Below are 19201 nucleotides of genomic sequence, written 5' to 3'. Positions count from 1 at the left end.
TTTTTATCTCATCTTTGGACTGTATTCCTTAACTGTTTCGACAAAACACTTAACCTTTTCCGGATCTGTATCCGGATATACTCCATGCCCCAGGTTCGCTATGTGTTTATAAGGTCCAAAGGCATTTAGCATTTTAAGTGTTTCCTTTTTAATATCATCAAACGATGCATATAATACGCAAGGGTCAAGATTCCCTTGAAGCGTTTTTGATTCTCCTATGATTGCCCTGGATTCTTTAATATCCATATTCCAGTCAAGACCGATCGTATTGCATTTTAATGCAGCCATTTCCTTTCTTGCAAAAAAGGCACCTTTCGCAAATACTGTTATAGGTACTTCATTTATGGCATTGCATATATCATTGATGTACTTCAACGAAAATTCGTTGTATACGTCTGGAGCGAGTATACCTGCCCATGAATCAAATATCTGGAGCATATCAGCTCCAGCAGTGATTTGTCTTTTCAGATAAGCAATAGTTGCTGAAGTAATTCTGCTAAGTAATGCATGAGCCAGAGCAGGTTCTGCATAAAGCATCTTTTTTGTTTTGCTGAATGTCTTAGAACCACCACCATCAACCATGTAAGCCATTATTGTAAAAGGCGCACCCGCAAAACCAATCAAAGGTACTCTCCCACCTAACTCTTTTTTGGTAATTTTTATCGCATCATATACATACTGAAGTTCATCAGCAGCAGCTTCTTTTTCTTTCAATTGCTGAATGTCACTTTCCGATTGTATGGTTTTAGGAAACAATGGACCTTTTGCTTCGATCATTTCATAAGGAAGTCCCATTGCTTCAGGAATTACCAGAATATCTGAAAAAATGATCGCAGCATCTACCCCTAAAATGTCAACAGGTTGTATTGTTACTTCTGCAGCCAGGGCAGGATTTGTTACTAGTTCTTTAAATCCACTTAAACTTTCCCTTACTTTTCTGTACTCAGGAAGAATTCTACCCGCCTGCCTCATAAGCCATACAGGAGTTCTTTCTGTTTTTTCTCCTTTGGCCGTTCGCAGGATTAAATCATTTTTCAATTGCATGCCGCAAAGATATAAAAGAAAAATACAGATATCAGATTAAAAAAATAATAGCTTTCTAATCCAATACCATTTTTTTCACAAAGGATTTTCCCTGAAATAGTAATTCAATAAAATAGACACCTCGTTCAAGCTTCTCGACACCGATATTTATAGTGTTAAAGCCAGATTTAAAATATTTTTTGGCATGAAAAACGCTTTTCCCTAAAACATTCAAAACGGAGAAGTTCATTTCTCCCTCATTCTTTATAGTAAGATCCAGATTAACATTTTGGGTATTTTCCTGTTTTATCTTCCTTAAACAAAATGATATAAGGTCAGAATCGTCAAGAGAAATACATTCATGACCTGGTCTTGAAGTAATATATCTATATCTTTTATCCATTATTAAAGTCTTTAGGCGTGTAATTTCATACAAAAGTTACCATAAAAAAGTTCGACAAAAACTCAATTATTAACATTTAACTAATTAAAAACTAAGATTAAATAGAATTAAAAATGTTTCATAACTGTTTTTTTTCTTACCTTAGCCGTTACAAAATTTCAACAATAATTAAATAAAACTGAAGTACTTATAAAGCTAATTTTTATAATTTATTTTGTATTTATTTGCACTTTATCACTTTGACCGAAGATGCGAAAATTGTAAGTTTGTAAAATTGGATTTGTAAAATCTAATCTTTTTCACCCAAAACGATCTAATAAATTTTATGGCCGGAATTAGTGCACCTGTGAGCAATGCTGTTAAAGACAATACCTCATCGTCCAATGTGCAGAAGGACAATAAAAACTATAAGGTACCACTTATAGTAATTACCTCGCTATTTTTCATGTGGGGATTTATCACCTGCTTAAACGACATTTTGATTCCTAAATTCAAAAGTCATTTTGCATTACAAGGTTGGGAAGCAATGCTAGTGCAGTCTGCTTTTTTCAGTGCTTATTTCTTAATATCATTTATTTATTTTATTGCCTCAGCAGGAGGATTTGACCTTATTTCTAAAATCGGTTACAAAAACGCTATAATTTTAGGTCTATCAATATGTGGGGCAGGTTGTTTGCTTTTCATTCCTGCAGCTGACAATGAAAGTTTCTACCAGTTTCTTGGAGCACTCTTTGTTTTAGCTTCAGGTATAACGATACTTCAAATGGGAGCTAACCCATATGTGGCCCTTCTTGGTCCTGCAGAAGGTAGTTCTTCACGTCTAAACATGACTCAGGCATTTAACGCTCTAGGAACTACAATAGCTCCTGTTATCGGAGGTATGTTTATTCTTGCTGGGGGGTTAGATTCTGTCAAAATTCCGTATGTAGGTTTGGCTTCTGCTCTCTTTGCTCTGGCTTTAATTATAGCAATAATACCCTTACCAAAAGTAAGTGGGGATATTTCTATGGAGAAAGGTATTGGAGCTTGGAAATACTCACATTTGCTTTTGGGAGTTCTTTGTATTTTCTTTTATGTTGGTGGTGAAGTTTCAATTGGTTCTGCAATAATCAACTTTCTTGAATTAGATAATATTGCAGGATTGCCAGCACACAAAGCTGATAAGTTTCTTTCATTTTACTGGGGTGGAGCTATGGTTGGCCGTTTCTTCGGAGCTGTGTTTTTGGATGAAAAAACAGATATAAGTAAACAAAAAGGGGTAATCTTCTCTGTAATTCTGTTGTCTTACGCACTAGGAGTATTCCTTATGAATAAAGATTTAATCATGGCTTTAATCTTAAGAAAACCTTCTCCTGCAGATTTAGTAGATTTCCAAACACCAATCATTTTCACTGGCGTTGCGCTTTTAAATTTAGTTGCATTTTATATTGGCAAGAATAAGCCAGGATTCACTCTAGGTCTTTTTGCTTCTATTGTAGTTGGATTACTTCTAATTGCAATTGTTGGAAAAGGTGACATTGCAATGTGGTCTGTTCTATCAATTGGGTTATTTAATTCTATCATGTTCCCAACTATCTTCACTCTTGCAATCAAAGATTTAGGAGTTGACACTTCTCAGGGAGCTTCATTGCTTATCATGGCAATAGTTGGTGGAGCAATCATCCCTCCGATTCAAGGGTTATTTTATGGTGAAGGAAATAGCGGACTTCAGTTCTCATTTATTATACCGTTACTGTGCTACCTGTACATTGCTTATTACGGCTTTGCAGGTTCCAAACCGAAAAGAGTTACTCAATAAGTAGTAAGTTAATAAAATAAAAGCGGCTCCTTTCTAATAAAGGGAGCCGCTTTCTTTTTGGGCGATTTATAAACTCTAAGCTTTTGTCATTACTTTTTCCAATCTTTCATAAGCTTCTTTCATTCTTTCAGCTGGCACGCATAAAGATAGTCTCAAGAAGTTCTTTCCATTAGAACCGAATATTTCTCCAGGTGTAAAGAATACATAAGAAGAATACAGAATCTGATCCACAAATGCTGCAATATCAGGAATAGCTATAGGATCTTTTGGTTTTGCCCAGATAAATAAACCTACCTGATCTTTGCTGTATTCGAAATTGAGCAAATCCAGAATTTTATAAACCCAGTCTCTTCTTTCTCTGTAAACGTCATTTCTTCTTGCATGCCAAGCTGCATCATTATCCAAAGCTTTCATAGCAGCTTGCTGAATACCAAGAAACATACCTGAGTCGATATTACTTTTAATTGCTAAAGCAGCATCTAGATATTCCTTTTTCCCCAACATCATTCCAACTCTCCAACCAGCCATATTATGAGATTTACTGAAAGAATTAAGTTCTACTGCTACTTCCTTTGCTCCTTCTATCTGCAAAATACTGAATGGTTCTTCTTTATTCAGTACAAGACTATATGGATTATCATAACAGATCAGAATCTTCTTCTCTTTTGCAAAGTCGATAAGCTTTTTCAGCATATCCTTATTAGCTACCGTCCCGGTTGGCATATGGGGATAATTCACCCACATAATTTTAACTTTGGATAGGTTAGCCTTTTTTAATGCATCAAAATCTGGAAACCAGTTATTCTCTTCCTTAAGATCATAATAACGAATTGTACCTCCTGAAAGCATTGTTAGGGATGAATAACCAGGATAGCCCGGGTTTGGCACCAATACTTCTTCTCCAGGATTTAAAAATGCCATTGTAAGATGCAAAATCCCTTCTTTGGAGCCAAGCAATGGCAATACTTCATCATTTGGATTAAGATCTACTTTGTAAGTCTTTTTATACCATTCCACAATTTTTTGTCTGAATTCGGGAATCCCTCTGTAAGGCTGATATCCATGTGTATTATCCCTTTCTGCAGTGGCAACTATTGCCTGAACAGTTTCCCTCGAAGGTGCAAGATCAGGACTGCCGATTCCAAAATTGATTACATTTTTGCCCTCTTTATTGAGTTTGGCGATTTCTTCTAATTTCCTTACGAAATAATATTCTTTTACAAGATTAAGCCTGTCTGCTTTTGGTATAATCATGAATAGTTTCTCCTTTTCTATACTCTCCCAGTATCCTGAGATTTTCTACAATGTTTTTTATTTCGATTGACTTTTTGAAATCTTCATAATTGAAGAATTCACAGTCTACATAAAATGTGTATTCATTTGGTCTCCCAATAATAGGCAGAGATTGAATTTTGGTTAGGTTAATATTATTTTCAACTATGACCCTTAGTACATCTGCCAAAGCTCCTACCCTATTCGGAAGATGAAAGCTAATGGTTGCTTTATTCTTATTTTCAGTTTTAAATCTTTTATCTCTGGAAAGAATCAAAAATCTTGTATAATTCTTCTTCTCTGTTTCAATGCTTTCCGCCAGAATATCCAGATTATACAGTTCTGCAGCGTACCTTCCGGCAATAGCAGCAACATTCTTCTCCCCATTTAATCTGATATCTCGAGCACTATCAGCGGTATCATGATATTCTTCCAGTTTAATATGAGGGTATTTCTGAAGAAAGTCCTGGCATTGAAGCAATGCCATATAATGAGATCTGGCCTTTTCAACTTTATCAATGGTAGTGCCAGGCAAGGCCATCAGATTTTGTTCTATCCTTAGATAAATCTCCCCGATTATTAAAAAATCAAATTTCTGCAATAGAGCATAATTGGGCAGAATGCTTCCTGCAATTGAGTTTTCAATTGCCATTACCGCATAATCAACTTCTTCCTTTTTTAAAGTCTCACATAAGATAGGGAAAGAGGCACATTCTATCATCTCCACATCATCTTTAAAATAATTTCGAGCCGCTATCTCATGAAATGATGCTCTGCCACCTTGTATTGCAACTTTTACCATACTCTGTTTAAACCATATATAAAAAAAAAGTCCCTAACGGGACCATCAACAATAGCAATTCTGATCCCTCCTATTAGGACTGATAGAAATAGTAAAATGCAAATAACATTAAACCTCGGACCATACTTTCAAATTTAATTTGTTCTTATAAAGAAAGCAAAATTTTCGTCTAAGATATAAGCTATTTTTTTAAAACCTTTGAAATGAAATAGTCGATGAAAACTATTAGAATGAATGTAACCGGAACAAAAATCAATAAAAAAATATAAAATGAGGCATAAGAAAAAAATGAATCTCCGGCAGTTTGAGAGTTTAAGAGGTCTCTTAGAAAGTCCATAGATTATTGAAGTTTACTTGTTTAAATTTTATAGGTGTAAATACATTAACACCTATAAAAAGTAAACTTCAATATCTCCATTTCTTATTAAAAAGATTGTCTGATTTCATTCTTTAGGAACTTAAGAGCATTATTTACAGGATCTTCACTTCTGGTAGATAGCAGCTCAAAAATATTTTTAGCAAGCTCAATACTTCTCGACTGAGGATTGGTTTTATCTGCTGCCATGTTAATTGTTGAAATAATATCATCCATGGCTTTCTTTACATTTTCCCAGGCCTGATCACTCATATATACCTGTTGAGAGAGATTATGGCTGAATTCTTCACGAATTTCGTGCAATAGTTGCTGATGAAAAGCCACAGAGCTAAATGAAGCATCATTAACCCTCACAACCAGATTGGCTGGAGAGATTCTTTCAAGGAATAATGCCATTCTTTCATATGCCTGAAGTCTGATAGGAAGAACAGTTTCCGTGTTCTTGATTTTTATATCAACAAGTTTCTTTTCAAACTCTTTATTCAAAAATGCTTTAACAGTCAAATACATACCATATAAAACAACTCCGGCTGGCAATAAAATTTTTAAAAGATCTACAAACTCTTGCATATTATTTACTTTAATTATCAATACTTAACCTAATATCTGATTTATTTAGTTCTGGTCATGTCTTCCGGAAAACAAATAATATAATCCGCAATATTTAAATGCTCTTTATCCAACACTGACAGTTTTTTCTGCTCTTTTGAACTTATCGTAACTATTTTTAAAGTAGAATTTTTCCTTTTCAGATACCAATAAATTCCCTCATACCCGTCGGAATGGTAGCTTCCGTTGATATGAAAAAATATTTTATCCGTTCTGTTGAGGTTAATAAAATGTGCCATTGTGGCATCTTTTATCGCTTGAGCTTCAACCATAAAAGGAAGACTAAACCCATGCCCCTGAGCTGATGATTCTGCAAACTGTTTGTATCCGGGCAGTTTTTTATCTATTTCAAATGGCAAAGGAACAATCCACTTAAAAACTTCATTTTGTAGGATTTTAAGTGAATCTACTCCCTTTTTAGCTACAATTGAAGCATACCTTCTTGGGATATTGGTCGCTATAAACGGAAGGCTTTTCTCTTTGGAAAACTGAATGATCGGAAGGTAAGCCTGTTCAAAATTATTCCAGGTTTTTGCCTCATCTTTAAAATTGCTTAGAGAAAAATAACCTTTCAAATATTCATCAATGATAATCTGGTCATCTGCTTCAAAAAACTCCCCTCCCACAATGACTTGCCCCTTTTTATTGGCTTCCAAATTCTTTAAAATCTGAAGTTCAAGCCAGTGACAAAGTGTATTATCGTGAATTTCACCAAATAAAATAATATCCGCATCTTCCAATCCATTAAGAAATTTTTCATAGGAAATCTTTTTACCCTGTTTATCAAACAAAGTATAAGCATCCTGAGCAAAAATATTTAATGGAAATAGTGTAAGCAGTATATAAAAAACTAACCTATTCATTGACTCTTCTGATAGTTACCTTTGACTTATTGCAAAGACTTCCAAGTGGAGGATTCATTTTGGATACTGCTGCTTCTGCAGAGGTAATAGTAGGATATAAATTAAAAATGGCATCTACGATTTTCTGAGCTACTACTTCGAGTAGCTTGCTCGGAATCTCCATTTCGAGTTTTACAATCTGAAAAAGCTTTACATAATCTACTACTTCAGAAATATTATCACTCAGAGGATTGGTTTTAGGGTAAATAACCTTCAGATCAACGATAAAACGATTACCTGTTCTGGTCTCTTCCTCATACAATCCATGATAAGCATAGAACTCCAATCCTTCCAATGCTACCTCAATTTCTTCCTTCATCAGAGTGAATCAAAAAATGAACCGTCACTTTTTTTGCCCGGCTCTGATGTATTATTAGCAGATTTCGGGGCTTCTGTTTTTTTAACAGGGTTTTCTATAGGTTTAATTTCAGGAAGAGGTACCTGATCCTTCTTTTTCTCAAAACCTAAGCTTCTTCTGAATTCCTTTAGCTTTGCATCAATACGTTCCTGAGAACCAGACTTAGCAATAGCTCTTGAAACCTTTTCATTAGTATCATTGACCAGACTTTTTAATTCTGAATGCAGATTGTCTCTCTGATCAGCAATATAATTATATTCTCTTTCTACCGCTTTTACCTCATCCTGAAGTGAGTCCATTATATCTTTGGCCTTCTCTTCAGCATCTTCCAAAATTGACTTAGCTTTAAAACTAGCATCATTCAGCAAAGCCTCAGCTTTCATCTGAGCTTCTCTCAAATGTAGTTCAGCTGATTTATTAGCTGCATCTATCATATGAGCCCCTGTATCTTCGGCAGTCTTAAGCGTGCGGAATAAAGAATGCTCAACCTCTCGTAATCTGGAAACTTCCTTTTCAGAAGTGTCCAATCTTCTCTTCAGTTCTTTATTTTCTTCGAGCAGGCGCTCCCATTCCTGAGACAGAGAAAGCAAAAAAGCATCTACCTCTTCCTTTTCATACCCTCTGAAAGCTTTCTCAAATTCTTTCTGCCTGATTTCAATTGGGGTTATTTTCATTTTCGATACTAATTTAAAACTAAACTGTTCAGCCCTTCTATCTTTCGTCAGGGTATTTATAAATTTTTCACCTTCCAGACAGAAATTGATCTGTCATCGCTGCAGGAGACAATGGTATCTGAAGAAGACCAAAGGACTTTATTCACTGAAGTACCATGACCTGCATGTCTGGATTTATCAATAACTTTTATGAGGGAAAAAGTTCCGGCATCCCATACTTTCACTGACTTATCCATGCTGCAAGTAGCAAAATATTTTCCATCTTCCCTAAATGCAATATTGTTTATCGCAAACAAGTGAGCAGCTATTGTTTCTACAATCTCAAGTTTTTTTTGCCTTATTGCCCACACTTTTAATTTTGCATCCCTTCCTCCACTTAGCAAATATATCCCATCAGGAGAAAACGCCAATGTAAAAACAGAATTTTCATGGGCATTTTGCTGATCAGTTAATTGTAGCGATTGGAGATCAAAAACACTGATTGTAAAATTACTGGATCCTATTACGAGCAAATTATCTGCTTCATTTATGGCAATTGCTCTCAGGCTTTTATCAGAAACTTTAATCTTGGCAATTGTGGACAAATCTTCGGCATCCAAAACAACCAAAGTACCATCACCGCAAGCTAAATAGATATTCTTTCCAGTAGATTTCACATCAAAAATCTGAGAACTGCTTACTGAAGCAGATAATTCCTCTTTATTTAAACCAGGATTTATGAGGTGAATACCATTAAAATTATGACCTACAAGGAGTCGTCCCTGATGAAATCTCAAAGCGTAAACAGAGTTTTCCACCTTCGCAACCAACTTACCAAGGTCAGGTTGATTGAGGTCCCACTTAACAACCATACCATCTCCGCCTGCAGAATAAATCACCTGATCGGATTCCCCCTTTTCAATTGTGTAAATGCAGTCTTTATGACCAGTTAAGGAAGCTATCTTTTCTACCTCAATTTTTGTCATGGAGCGTAGTTTTGGAATTTTGTCTAAATTTAGCAATTAAATAAACGATTTTACACATATAAAAAATTCAACTTCCTGATGCCCTTAGTTTCTATTAATTCTATTGATGATAATTCCTGCTGGGGAATCTGGGAAATTGAAGAAAATCTTGATGAACTCCTCCAAATGTATAGGCCAGAAAAGAAATGTGAGGACACTTGGAGTGAAAAAAGAAAAAAAGAGTGGCTTGCTTCAAGAATACTTTTAGAAAAATTATGCTCTTTTAGCGGGATTGAATTTCATGATATTCAAAAAGATGAACTTGGAAAACCTGTTTTAGTACCCTCAACTGCGGAGGTTTCTTTAAGCCATTCGAAGTCGATGTGCTGCGCGATTTTAAATAAATCCGGAAAAGTTGGTATAGATATTGAACTTTCTTCAGAAAAAATTATACGAGTCAAAGATAAATTTCTGAGCGAAACTGAATTAGCCGAAGCTGGGGATAACCTACATGTTTTGTCTGCGTATTGGTGCGTGAAGGAAGCTGTATACAAAATGTTTTCGGAACTCAAGCTGAATTTTAAAGAGTCAATCCGAATTAAACCTTTTGACTTTTCAAATAACGACACACATTGTTTTTGTGAGATTAAAAGTGAAGATAGTGTACTTAAAACAATTCCAATGAAAATTTCAAGATTTGGAAATTACATTTTAGCTTTTAATTATTAAATTAGTAGCACTAATCCGGGAAAAAGATGAAAATTATCGGGACTATTTTCTTTTCTTTTTTTGCCTTAAATCTATTTGCTCAGACAGGTTACAATGTTGGAGACAAGGTAAAAAACTTTACAGCAAGTAATGTAACAAGTCAGAATAAGATCAGTTTGGCTGAGTATTCAGAAGACAAAGGCATAGTCATTGTTTTCACAAGTCAGGATTGTCCTTATTCTAAATTATATGAAGAAAGGATCATTCGATTAGCAAGTGAATTTGAAATCAACAAAGTTAAATTCATATTGATAAACCCTAACAATCCTGCAGCCTGCCCATCTGATGGAGTAAATGAGATGACTAACAGGGCAAAGGAAATGGCTTACAATTTCCCATATTTACCAGATAAAAACTTTGAAATATCAAATGCCTTCGGAGCCACAAAAACACCTGAAGTATTTGTATTAAAGAACATCAATAAGTCTTTCGTGCTTTTTTATAAAGGAGCAATTGATGACAATCCTCAGGTACCAAAAGATGTTCATTATCATTATCTGAGAGATGCTTTACTTGCATTGGTTCAGGATAATACACTCAAGGTTTCTGAAAAAAGAGCTATAGGCTGTATTGTTAAAAGATAAATAATTAAAACCTAGTCAATTATTTCTCTTCCATCTGAAATTGAATCTAATAACTGTTTAATTTCTTCCACCTTCACCGCATCGCCAAGTTTTTCAAAGGAAACTGATAAATTTCTCAGCATCCTTCTCACAATATCCAGATTAGAACATGGCTGGTAAAAAATATCCAATGGGTTAATGTTAAGGTGAGACAAATAGTTGTCAATATCAGCTTTAGAAAAAATCAATCCCTTGTTAAATGCATTAATGTAGAACTGAACGGATTCCGATTTATATGTAAGTATGAATAAATTAGGAAGATTTACACCATATACTGGCATATTCAGTTTTTGAGCAATCAGCAGATAGATAACACAAAGCGTAATCGGATTTCCCTTTTTGCTTTCTAAAACAATGTTAATCATTGAATTAGAGGGAGAGTGAAAGTTTTTAGTATTTGCTGAAAATCTATATTGACTGAAAATTACATTATTTAAAATTTTGACCTGGTCAAACGGATGAATTTCATTTTTCATATTTGTCCAGGCTTCAAAGTATATTTGATCTAGCTCAGACTTTAATTTACCCATTTCAAGATCAGGATACTGGTAAGTAGCAATAATCCACATTCCTTCAAGAAGGTCCTTTCCACCACCGTCCTTCCATGCAGCTAATCTCACTTTCAACAAATCATAATGGACAGTATGGATCAGCTCTTCTATTCTTTTCTGAACAATGGGGTTAAAATTATTCTCCCATTCATTCTCTAAAAATGGGATAATTCCTTCACCCAAGGCAAGAATTTCCTTTTCTACATGCAAAAGCACCTCTGTATCTTCATCATCCAAAAGTGAAATTAAAGCTTTGATTTTCTTATTGTCCATTACTATACTAACTACCTTCTACCTATATATAAACCAATTTTAAAACTATAAAGATATACAGTAAACCTGAAAACATCATGTTTGAAGGATTCCGGGGTTGAACTTTTTTTCAATTGGAGCGTTGTTGGCCGCTTCGATACCCATGGAAATTGATGTTCTGGTTTCTTTAGGATCAATTATTCCATCAACCCATATGCGAGAAGCTGCATAATAAGGAGAAAGCTTTTCATTGTATTGGGCCATTATTTCGTCAAGGATTTTCTTCTCCTCTTCCTGAGTGATGGTTTGCCCTTTAGCTTTCATAGAGGAAACTTTTATCTGAAGAAGTGTTTTGCCGGCTGAAGCTCCACTCATTACTCCTAATTGTGCGGTTGGCCAGGCAAAAATCAGTCTTGGATCATAAGCCTTCCCACACATTGCATAGTTTCCTGCTCCAAAAGAATTCCCAATGATCAGAGTAAACTTTGGCACTACTGAATTAGCCACTGCGTTAACCATTTTAGCTCCATCTTTTATAATCCCACCATGCTCAGATCTGCTACCGACCATAAATCCTGTAACGTCCTGAATAAACAATAAAGGAATTTTCTTTTGATTACAATTCATTATAAAACGAGCGGCTTTATCAGCAGAATCTGAATATATCACCCCTCCCATCTGCATCTCGTCCTTTTTACTCTTAACCATTTTGCGCTGATTGGCAACAATTCCCACTGACCAGCCATCTATTCTGGCTAGACCGCACAAAATAGTTTTACCATACAATTCTTTGTATTCTTCAAATTCTGAATTATCAACGAGGCGTTCAATTATTTCCCGCATATCATAAGGCTTTACCCTATCTGCAGGTAAAACTCCATAGATTTCATCAGGGTTCTTTGCTGGCACCTTTGGTTCTACCCTATCAAATCCTGCCTTGTCCGGATGCCCGATTTTACTAATGATACTTCTAATCTTTTCAAGACATTCCTCATCATTAGCACACTTATAGTCTGTTACTCCTGAAATTTCAGAATGTGTAGATGCACCTCCGAGCGTTTCATTATCTACAGTTTCACCAATAGCTGCTTTTACCAGATAAGGTCCGGCAAGATAAATGGAGCCTGTGTTTTCAACAATCAAAGCCTCGTCTGACATAATTGGAAGATATGCTCCACCAGCAACACAGCTTCCCATAATGGCTGAAATCTGCACTATTCCAGATGAAGACATGATGGCATTGTTTCTGAATATCCGACCAAAGTGTTCTTTATCCGGAAAGACCTCATCTTGCATTGGCAGAAAAACACCTGCACTGTCTACCAGATATATTATAGGTAATTTATTCTCCATTGCTATTTCCTGGGCACGGAGATTTTTCTTTGCTGTGATCGGAAACCAGGCTCCGGCTTTCACAGTGGCATCATTGGCAACAATCATACAAATGCGCCCGTGAATATACCCCATCCCAGTCACCACACCAGCAGACGGACATCCCCCCACTTCTGAATACATGCCGTCACCCGCCAAGGCTGCTATTTCAAGGAACTGAGAATCCTTATCTATTAATTTTTCAATTCTTTCCCTTGCTGTTAGCTTACCCTTCTCATGCTGCTCATCTATCTTCTTCTCACCTCCGCCTAGTTTTACTTTTTGCAATCTTGTTTTTAACTGAAAGGAAAGTTGTTTGAAAACATCTTCATTTTTGTTGAACTCAATATTCATGACCTTTAGGGTTAAAATGAAATAATCTGAAAATTACTACTTAGGATAAACTGTGTGAACTTACCAGTATTTTAAATAAGTCATACATCTTATTTTAAAATTGAAAATGCTGAATAAAAATTTTTATCTGACTTTTCAAAGTCCAAGTTGTCCTTAGGATACTTTATTGAATATTTACTTAGTATAAAAAATTTTGTTCTCTTTTAAGACTAGTAATTTAAAACAAAAAATCCCGCAGATGCGGGATTCTTAATTTCTTTTCAAATAATTTCTTATGACTATTCAGGAGCTACATATCCCTTTTTAGGTTTCTGGCCAAGAGGAGAGAAGTAATGCTTTGGATTATTTCTAAGGTCTGTAACCAGCTTATCCATATTTTTTACAGCATTATTAAGGTTGTCAATAAATGCTTTATCATTCACGAGAGCACCAATGCTGCCTTGTCCTGTGTTAATTTTATTTGTAATAGAACTAAGATTGGCCATTGCTTTATTAGCATTTGCAACTGTCGCTTTCAACTCAAGATCATTCAGAGAATCGGCAAAATGATTCATTTTAGCAATCAATGGCTTTAATTCCTTCTCTGTTTGTGCCAAAGAGGATGTCATTGCCGAAAGATTTGATGTCATTACATAAAGGTTCTTTCTGTTTTCTCCTATAAGTAATTTCAAGTCTCCTGAAGCAAGCTCAAAGTTGTGTAGGGTTGTTTTTACGCTCATTCCAAGTTCATCACCAAAAATCTTGTTAAGATTTACTACTGTTGAATCAAGATTTGTGAGAATTGGAATTGCTTTTTCACTGAGCATTTCGGTAATATTTTTCTCAATGTTACCTTTAAGCGTATCTCCATTTTCAAAAGTTCTGCTATTCCTACCAAGTTTAAGATCGATAGATTTACCTCCCAACAAATCGGTGTTGGAAATGAAAGCACTTGTTGAATCTCCTAAAACTATGTGTTCATCTACCTGAATCTGAACAACAATTTTATTGTTTTGGGAAGTTACCATTTTAAGTCCGTCTACACGGCCAATCGTCATACCATTCAGAGTAACGGGATTCGAAACTGTAAGTCCGTCAATCTGATTATAAACGATGTAGTATTTTTTTGTAGGAGAAAAAAAGTCAACTCCTTTTAAAAAATTAAATCCGATATATAGTATCACACCAGCAACCAAGGCCAGGAGTCCTACCTTTACTTCTTTAGATATTTTCACTTTTATTTATTCATTGATTCAAGTTCGGTTTTATATTCTTTCAAGGCTCTATAAATTCCTGAAGCTATATAAACCTGGCTTGTTTTGTTTTTCAAATATTTTTCTTCAGCAGGGTTTGTTAAGAAACCAATTTCTATCAATGCGCTGGGCATTGCACTTTTCCATAACACTACCAATCCTGCCTGCTTTACTCCTCTGCTAGTTCTTCCAATTCTTGAAGAAAATTGTTTTTCCACCTTCTGTGCAAATCTAAGACTATTTTCGATAAAAGCATTCTGGTATACTGAAAACAGGATATGTGCCTGAGGAGAGCTTGGGTCAAATCCCTGATAATTTTTCTTATAATTTGTCTCTTTCAATATTACAGAATTTTCTCTTTTGGCCACTTCCAGATTATCTTCAGAGGTGTGTAATCCCATTGTATATGTCTCAGTACCAAACACATGCTTAGGGCCAGAGTTACAATGAATAGAAATAAACAAATCTGCATTGTTCCGGTTTGCAATACCGGCGCGGTCGTGAAGCTCAACAAATTCGTTTTTTGTTCTGGTATAGATTACCTTTACGCCCGGGAGATTCTCTTTGATGATTCTGCCAAGTTCAAGTGCAGTAGCGAGAGTGATTGCCGACTCGTGGGAGTTCTTTCCATGACAACCGGGATCTTTGCCTCCGTGACCTGCATCAATTACAACTGTCTTAAGCTTGTATTGTTTGACCTCAACAGGACTGAAGGAAGTTAGCACAATAATTGCTGAGAGGAGAATGGTCAATACAATATTGTTCAAAATATTCGATTTTAAAAGTTATTACGATAACTTTGCACACAAAAATTGTAAATTTTTAATAAATTCTGAAAAAACTAGTACAAAATTTAGGGGTATTTTTTCTGACGATCTTCCTGCTTTCTAGCAGAGCTGCTTTTTCTCAGTCAGATTCTACCGAGGTGCTGGCTCCGGCAGAAAGCACGGAAGCCGCTGCAGTAAAGGATACTACAGGCACTTCTGATTCGCTTAATGTGAAACACAAAGGCGACATTGAAACTACTATTAAATATTCTGCAAGAGATTCCATACGTCTTGACGTAGTGACTCAAACCGCATATTTATATGGTGATGCAAAAATCAATTACGGAGATATTACTCTGGAAGCCGAGCAAATTGAAATAAACTGGGCAACCTCAACACTGACCGCAGTGGGTGTTCCCGATTCTACTGGAAAGGTAAAAGGCGTCCCGCTGTTTAAAGAAAAGGATGATAAATATTCTGCAGATATCATCAAATACAACTTCAAAACCCGCAAAGGAGTAATTTCGGGCATTATCACTCAGCAGGGAGAAGGATATATTCATGGTGAAAAAGTAAAAAGGACAGACGAAGCATTATTTATAAACAGCGCTAACTATACAACCTGTAATCTGGCTCATCCGCATTTCCATATCAGGGCTAATAAATTAAAGGTAATCCCACAGGACAAAATTGTAACAGGACCGTTTAACCTTTACGTTGCGGACGTCCCTACCCCACTGGGCTTTATTCTTGGAATATTTCCCGTACCTAAAAAGAACAAATCCGGGTTGATTTTTCCAATGTATGGAGAGTCCCGCGACAGAGGATTTTTCCTGAGAAATGGGGGTTATTATTTTGCAGTAAATGACTATATCGGCTCAAGACTGATCGGAGAGATTTATACTTTAGGAAGCTATGGATTACAATCTCAGACAGACTATATAAGCAGGTACAAATTCCGGGGAAATGTGGATTTAGCATTCAATCACAGAAAAAGCACCAATCCAAATTTTGGCCTAGCAGAGGGAGCCAAAGAATTTTACTTTGTTGATGATTATAAAATAGTCTGGAACCATCAGACTGTTTCTAAGAAGAACAGTAAACTTTCTGCAGGGGTTAATTTTGCCAGTACTACTTTTAACAGAAATAACGCTTACAACCCGGCAGCGTATTTAACAAATACTATGACCTCAAGTATTTCCTATTCGAAATTCTTTGGAGGCACACCATTCAATTTATCACTCGCTGCAAGATCTACTCAGAATAATAATACAGGAGTATACGATTTTACCTTTCCTGATTTCGCCCTTAACATGAACAGGATTTATCCATTCAAGAAAAAAATCGGAGATGGAAACAGCTGGTATGAAAAGATCAACATCTCTTATAGTTCGGTAGGTTCAATCCAGGCCAGGAACGTAAGTGGTGTACCGAGAGGCATATCTCCAGAAGGAGAAAACCTGGATACCTTAAAGTTAAATTTTAACAATTTGGGCAGGATATTCTCCCCTCCATATGCCAGAAGCGGGTTGAGACATTCGGCAAGTGTCGCCACCACTATTAAGGCTTTGAAATATTTCAACCTTAACCCATCCTTGAACTTTAATGAGTACATGTATTTTAACAGACTGAATTACCGAACCTTTGGTAACCAAGTCATAACTTATGATACTCTTAAAGGATTTTCAAATGCATATGATTTCAATTTCAGTACGGATTTAACTACCAGAGTTTTCGGATCTGTTTATTTTAAAAAAGGTAGACTGATGGGTGTCCGTCATACTTTGATTCCAACTTTGAACTACACCTATCGACCTGATTTTTCGAATCTGTTCGGCGGACCTTCCTATCAATCGATAAGTGGAAGAACTTCTACCAATGGAACAGTTACAGATCAAAGACTTTCAAGATACAATGGATTTCTTTACGGGGCTCCCGGCAGAGGAGAATCCAATCTTTTATCTTTCAGCTTAAATAACACATTAGAAGCAAAAGTAAAAACAAAAAACGACAGCGTTAACCCTACTAAAAAAGTACCGATTCTGGAAAACGTATCAATGAATGGTAGTTATGACTTCACAGCAGATTCTTTAAATTTCAGTTTGATTAACTTTTCTGCAAGGACAAAATTGTTTAACAGACTGGACATAAACTTTAATTACACTTATGATCCTTATGTTTATCAATTGGATAGTATAATCGGAACTACTGTTTATCAAAGGAGAGTAGATGAATTTGGGACTAGTCGTGGCTTTCGTGAAAGAGCTCTGTTGTACTCTTTAATGCTTAGCACCAATCTAAATCCCGTAGCTAAAAAGAAAAATTACAAAGACCCGAAGGCGACTCAGGCCGAGCTTGATGTAATCAATGCTAACCCGGAAATGTACGTGGACTTTAACATTCCATGGAGCATGTATGTAAGTTATAACCTGAGTTACTCAAAAGTTGGCTTTAATGAGAGCAGCATCATCCAGACACTTTCATTCAATGGAGACTTGAGAATTTCCGAAAAGTGGAAAATCGGTTTCAACTCCGGATATGATGTAACGAATGAAGCTATTACCTATACCCAGATTAATGTCTACCGTGACTTGCATTGCTGGGAGATGCGTTTCAACTGGATTCCATTTGGATACAGACAATCCTATAGTTTTGATATAAATGTTAAAGCATCTGTTCTTCAGGATCTGAAGTTGAACAGAAAACGTGACTGGTACGACAACTCACTCAGAACAGCTCCACGCTAATCAGAAAATATACTTACAATTTGTAAGTCCTGGTAATATAAATCTGTATCTCAACAACTTAAAACCTCAAAGGGAATTAAATATTTCCTTTGAGGTTTATACCTAGAGATAAGAAAATAACCTGACAAATAATAACATAAAATTTCTAAAATTCGTTATTGAAACAGCATACCTTCATAAGGCTTGCTAAAAAAATTTAAGGTTGATCTTGTAAAAAGTCAGTTTTGATTGATTTTGGATCACCAAAATAATAACTTTACCGTTTAACATTGAGAATTTCCCCTTTTTATGATTAATACTCAGAATATCGCGATTGAAAAGACCAAACAGTCAAAGTTAAGTCAGACGGATTTTACAAATCTTGAGTTTGGAGCAGTATACTCGGACCATATGTTTGTCATGGATTACAAGGATAAGCAATGGTGTGGATTGAGAATTGTGCCTTTCCAAAATATATCAATGAGTCCTGCCACCTCTGTTTTACACTATGGGCAGTCGATATTTGAAGGTCTTAAAGCATATAGAGCAGACAATGGCGACATTCTTCTATTCCGCCCTCTCGATCACCATAAAAGGCTAAACAAATCTGCGAAAAGGCTTTGTATGCCTGAGCTGGATGAAAAATCTTACCTGGATGGTATCACTGAGCTTATCAAGTTGGATAGAGCATGGATACCTAACCTTCCGGGATGCTCTCTATATCTGAGACCATTTATGTATGCTGCAGATGAGTTTATTGGGGTAAAACCATCTTCTTCATATAAATTTATTGTATTTACATCACCTGTAGCCGGATACTACAAAGGAACTGTTAAAGTTATTATCGAAACTGAATACGTAAGAGCTGCCGAAGGCGGTACAGGTTTTACAAAATCAGGAGGTAACTATGCTGCATCACTTCTTCCCGCAAAACTTGCTGCTGAAAAAGGATATCAGCAAATAATGTGGACAGACAGCAAAGAGCATAAATACTTTGAAGAATCCGGAACTATGAACCTGATGTTCATCATCGGAGATACCCTAGTTACTCCTCCTCTGTCTTCATCGATACTTGCAGGGGTGACCAGAGATAGCATTCTAACGTTGGCGAAAGACTGGGGTGTAAAAGTAGAAGAAAGAAGAGTATCTGTTGATGAGGTTGTAAAAGCTTATGAAAACGGAACACTGAAAGATGCATTCGGAACCGGAACCGCTGCCACTATTACTCATATTTCTGCTATTAATTACAAAGGAACAGACCTTGTTCTTCCTGGTGAAGAAACCAGAGAACTTTCTAATAAATTGAATAAAGCGCTGAATGATATTAAGCTTGGAAAAGCAGAAGATAAATTTGGCTGGATATACAGAATAAAATAATCTGAAATTTATAGTAAAA

At 35.9% G+C, this 19201-nt stretch carries 18 protein-coding genes; 5 read left to right on the top strand and 13 right to left on the bottom strand.

Annotated elements, in window-relative coordinates:
- Positions 1 to 3: 3 nt before the first annotated feature.
- Positions 4 to 1044, bottom strand: a complete 1041-nt coding sequence (hemE, locus tag K350_RS0122420) for a uroporphyrinogen decarboxylase (RefSeq protein WP_028981820.1) — start codon at positions 1042 to 1044, stop codon at positions 4 to 6.
- A gap of 55 nt (positions 1045 to 1099) precedes the next feature.
- Positions 1100 to 1426 carry a T9SS type A sorting domain-containing protein gene (locus K350_RS0122415; protein WP_028981819.1) on the bottom strand — a complete coding sequence of 109 codons (327 nt, stop codon included), beginning with the start codon at positions 1424 to 1426 and terminating at the stop codon, positions 1100 to 1102.
- Between the two features lie 325 nt (positions 1427 to 1751).
- Here K350_RS0122415 and K350_RS0122410 point away from each other — a divergent pair, with 325 nt between their 5' ends.
- Positions 1752 to 3224: a sugar MFS transporter gene (locus K350_RS0122410; RefSeq protein ID WP_037576629.1), complete on the top strand. Its 1473-nt coding sequence runs from the start codon at positions 1752 to 1754 to the stop codon at positions 3222 to 3224.
- A 75-nt stretch (positions 3225 to 3299) separates the two neighbouring features.
- On the opposite strand, the gene K350_RS0122405 is transcribed toward K350_RS0122410, so the two are convergent.
- From K350_RS0122405 to K350_RS0122370, 7 genes are all read right to left on the bottom strand, one after another.
- Positions 3300 to 4478: a pyridoxal phosphate-dependent aminotransferase gene (locus K350_RS0122405; protein WP_037576626.1), complete on the bottom strand. Its 1179-nt coding sequence runs from the start codon at positions 4476 to 4478 to the stop codon at positions 3300 to 3302.
- On the bottom strand, positions 4450 to 5298 hold the full coding sequence (locus K350_RS0122400) for a prephenate dehydratase (protein ID WP_037576623.1): 849 nt from the start codon (positions 5296 to 5298) through the stop codon (positions 4450 to 4452). Before K350_RS0122400 ends, K350_RS0122405 begins: the two co-directional genes overlap by 29 nt.
- A gap of 424 nt (positions 5299 to 5722) precedes the next feature.
- Complete coding sequence (locus tag K350_RS0122390) at positions 5723 to 6244, bottom strand: DUF7935 family protein (RefSeq protein ID WP_028981815.1); 522 nt, start codon at positions 6242 to 6244, stop codon at positions 5723 to 5725.
- A 41-nt stretch (positions 6245 to 6285) separates the two neighbouring features.
- Positions 6286 to 7146, bottom strand: coding sequence for a ChaN family lipoprotein (locus K350_RS0122385; protein ID WP_028981814.1), 861 nt, complete (start codon positions 7144 to 7146; stop codon positions 6286 to 6288).
- Positions 7139 to 7504, bottom strand: a complete 366-nt coding sequence (gene folB, locus K350_RS0122380) for a dihydroneopterin aldolase (RefSeq protein WP_028981813.1) — start codon at positions 7502 to 7504, stop codon at positions 7139 to 7141. The genes K350_RS0122385 and folB overlap by 8 nt, the downstream gene beginning before the upstream one ends.
- Positions 7504 to 8217, bottom strand: coding sequence for a DivIVA domain-containing protein (locus K350_RS0122375; protein WP_028981812.1), 714 nt, complete (start codon positions 8215 to 8217; stop codon positions 7504 to 7506). Before K350_RS0122375 ends, folB begins: the two co-directional genes overlap by 1 nt.
- Positions 8218 to 8273: 56 nt before the next feature.
- On the bottom strand, positions 8274 to 9182 hold the full coding sequence (locus tag K350_RS0122370; RefSeq protein WP_028981811.1) for a WD40 repeat domain-containing protein: 909 nt from the start codon (positions 9180 to 9182) through the stop codon (positions 8274 to 8276).
- Between the two features lie 78 nt (positions 9183 to 9260).
- Between K350_RS0122370 and K350_RS29970 the strand changes: the two genes are divergently transcribed.
- Both K350_RS29970 and K350_RS0122360 read left to right on the top strand, forming a co-directional pair.
- Positions 9261 to 9890 carry a 4'-phosphopantetheinyl transferase family protein gene (locus K350_RS29970; protein WP_051313499.1) on the top strand — a complete coding sequence of 210 codons (630 nt, stop codon included), beginning with the start codon at positions 9261 to 9263 and terminating at the stop codon, positions 9888 to 9890.
- A 26-nt stretch (positions 9891 to 9916) separates the two neighbouring features.
- A complete protein-coding gene (locus K350_RS0122360) occupies positions 9917 to 10513 on the top strand; it encodes a thioredoxin family protein (RefSeq protein ID WP_028981810.1) in 597 nt (198 codons plus the stop codon).
- Between the two features lie 11 nt (positions 10514 to 10524).
- Here K350_RS0122360 and K350_RS0122355 read toward each other — a convergent pair whose 3' ends face one another.
- From K350_RS0122355 to K350_RS0122340, 4 genes are all read right to left on the bottom strand, one after another.
- Entirely contained in the window at positions 10525 to 11376 is an 852-nt protein-coding gene (locus tag K350_RS0122355; protein ID WP_028981809.1) for a transglutaminase-like domain-containing protein, read from the bottom strand.
- Between the two features lie 75 nt (positions 11377 to 11451).
- The gene (locus tag K350_RS0122350) at positions 11452 to 13080 is read right to left on the bottom strand and encodes an acyl-CoA carboxylase subunit beta (RefSeq protein ID WP_028981808.1); all 1629 of its coding nucleotides are present in this window, start codon (positions 13078 to 13080) and stop codon (positions 11452 to 11454) included.
- Between the two features lie 278 nt (positions 13081 to 13358).
- Complete coding sequence (locus K350_RS29965; protein ID WP_037576618.1) at positions 13359 to 14294, bottom strand: MlaD family protein; 936 nt, start codon at positions 14292 to 14294, stop codon at positions 13359 to 13361.
- 2 nt (positions 14295 to 14296) lie between these two features.
- Positions 14297 to 15079, bottom strand: coding sequence for an N-acetylmuramoyl-L-alanine amidase family protein (locus tag K350_RS0122340; protein WP_028981807.1), 783 nt, complete (start codon positions 15077 to 15079; stop codon positions 14297 to 14299).
- Between the two features lie 158 nt (positions 15080 to 15237).
- On the opposite strand from K350_RS0122340, the gene K350_RS29960 reads away from it, so the two are divergent.
- Entirely contained in the window at positions 15238 to 17826 is a 2589-nt protein-coding gene (locus K350_RS29960) for a putative LPS assembly protein LptD (RefSeq protein WP_051313497.1), read from the top strand.
- A 288-nt stretch (positions 17827 to 18114) separates the two neighbouring features.
- Positions 18115 to 19182, top strand: coding sequence for a branched-chain amino acid aminotransferase (locus K350_RS0122330; protein ID WP_028981806.1), 1068 nt, complete (start codon positions 18115 to 18117; stop codon positions 19180 to 19182).
- Positions 19183 to 19201 lie beyond the last annotated feature (19 nt).

Source organism: Sporocytophaga myxococcoides DSM 11118 (assembly GCF_000426725.1).
In the GTDB taxonomy this organism is placed as follows: Bacteria; Bacteroidota; Bacteroidia; order Cytophagales; family Cytophagaceae; genus Sporocytophaga; species Sporocytophaga myxococcoides.
This window is presented reverse-complemented; position numbering and strand designations above follow the sequence as displayed.

Excerpts from the sequence above, each read along its gene's own strand:
- hemE (WP_028981820.1), bottom strand. The coding sequence starts at position 1,044 with ATGCAATTGAAAAATGATTTAATCCTGCGAACGGCCAAAGGAGAAAAA.
- K350_RS0122415 (WP_028981819.1), bottom strand. The coding sequence starts at position 1,426 with ATGGATAAAAGATATAGATATATTACTTCAAGACCAGGTCATGAATGT.
- K350_RS0122410 (WP_037576629.1), top strand. The coding sequence starts at position 1,752 with ATGGCCGGAATTAGTGCACCTGTGAGCAATGCTGTTAAAGACAATACC.
- K350_RS0122405 (WP_037576626.1), bottom strand. The coding sequence starts at position 4,478 with ATGATTATACCAAAAGCAGACAGGCTTAATCTTGTAAAAGAATATTAT.
- K350_RS0122400 (WP_037576623.1), bottom strand. The coding sequence starts at position 5,298 with ATGGTAAAAGTTGCAATACAAGGTGGCAGAGCATCATTTCATGAGATA.
- K350_RS0122390 (WP_028981815.1), bottom strand. The coding sequence starts at position 6,244 with ATGCAAGAGTTTGTAGATCTTTTAAAAATTTTATTGCCAGCCGGAGTT.
- K350_RS0122385 (WP_028981814.1), bottom strand. The coding sequence starts at position 7,146 with ATGAATAGGTTAGTTTTTTATATACTGCTTACACTATTTCCATTAAAT.
- folB (WP_028981813.1), bottom strand. The coding sequence starts at position 7,504 with ATGAAGGAAGAAATTGAGGTAGCATTGGAAGGATTGGAGTTCTATGCT.
- K350_RS0122375 (WP_028981812.1), bottom strand. The coding sequence starts at position 8,217 with ATGAAAATAACCCCAATTGAAATCAGGCAGAAAGAATTTGAGAAAGCT.
- K350_RS0122370 (WP_028981811.1), bottom strand. The coding sequence starts at position 9,182 with ATGACAAAAATTGAGGTAGAAAAGATAGCTTCCTTAACTGGTCATAAA.
- K350_RS29970 (WP_051313499.1), top strand. The coding sequence starts at position 9,261 with ATGCCCTTAGTTTCTATTAATTCTATTGATGATAATTCCTGCTGGGGA.
- K350_RS0122360 (WP_028981810.1), top strand. The coding sequence starts at position 9,917 with ATGAAAATTATCGGGACTATTTTCTTTTCTTTTTTTGCCTTAAATCTA.
- K350_RS0122355 (WP_028981809.1), bottom strand. The coding sequence starts at position 11,376 with ATGGACAATAAGAAAATCAAAGCTTTAATTTCACTTTTGGATGATGAA.
- K350_RS0122350 (WP_028981808.1), bottom strand. The coding sequence starts at position 13,080 with ATGAATATTGAGTTCAACAAAAATGAAGATGTTTTCAAACAACTTTCC.
- K350_RS0122330 (WP_028981806.1), top strand. The coding sequence starts at position 18,115 with ATGATTAATACTCAGAATATCGCGATTGAAAAGACCAAACAGTCAAAG.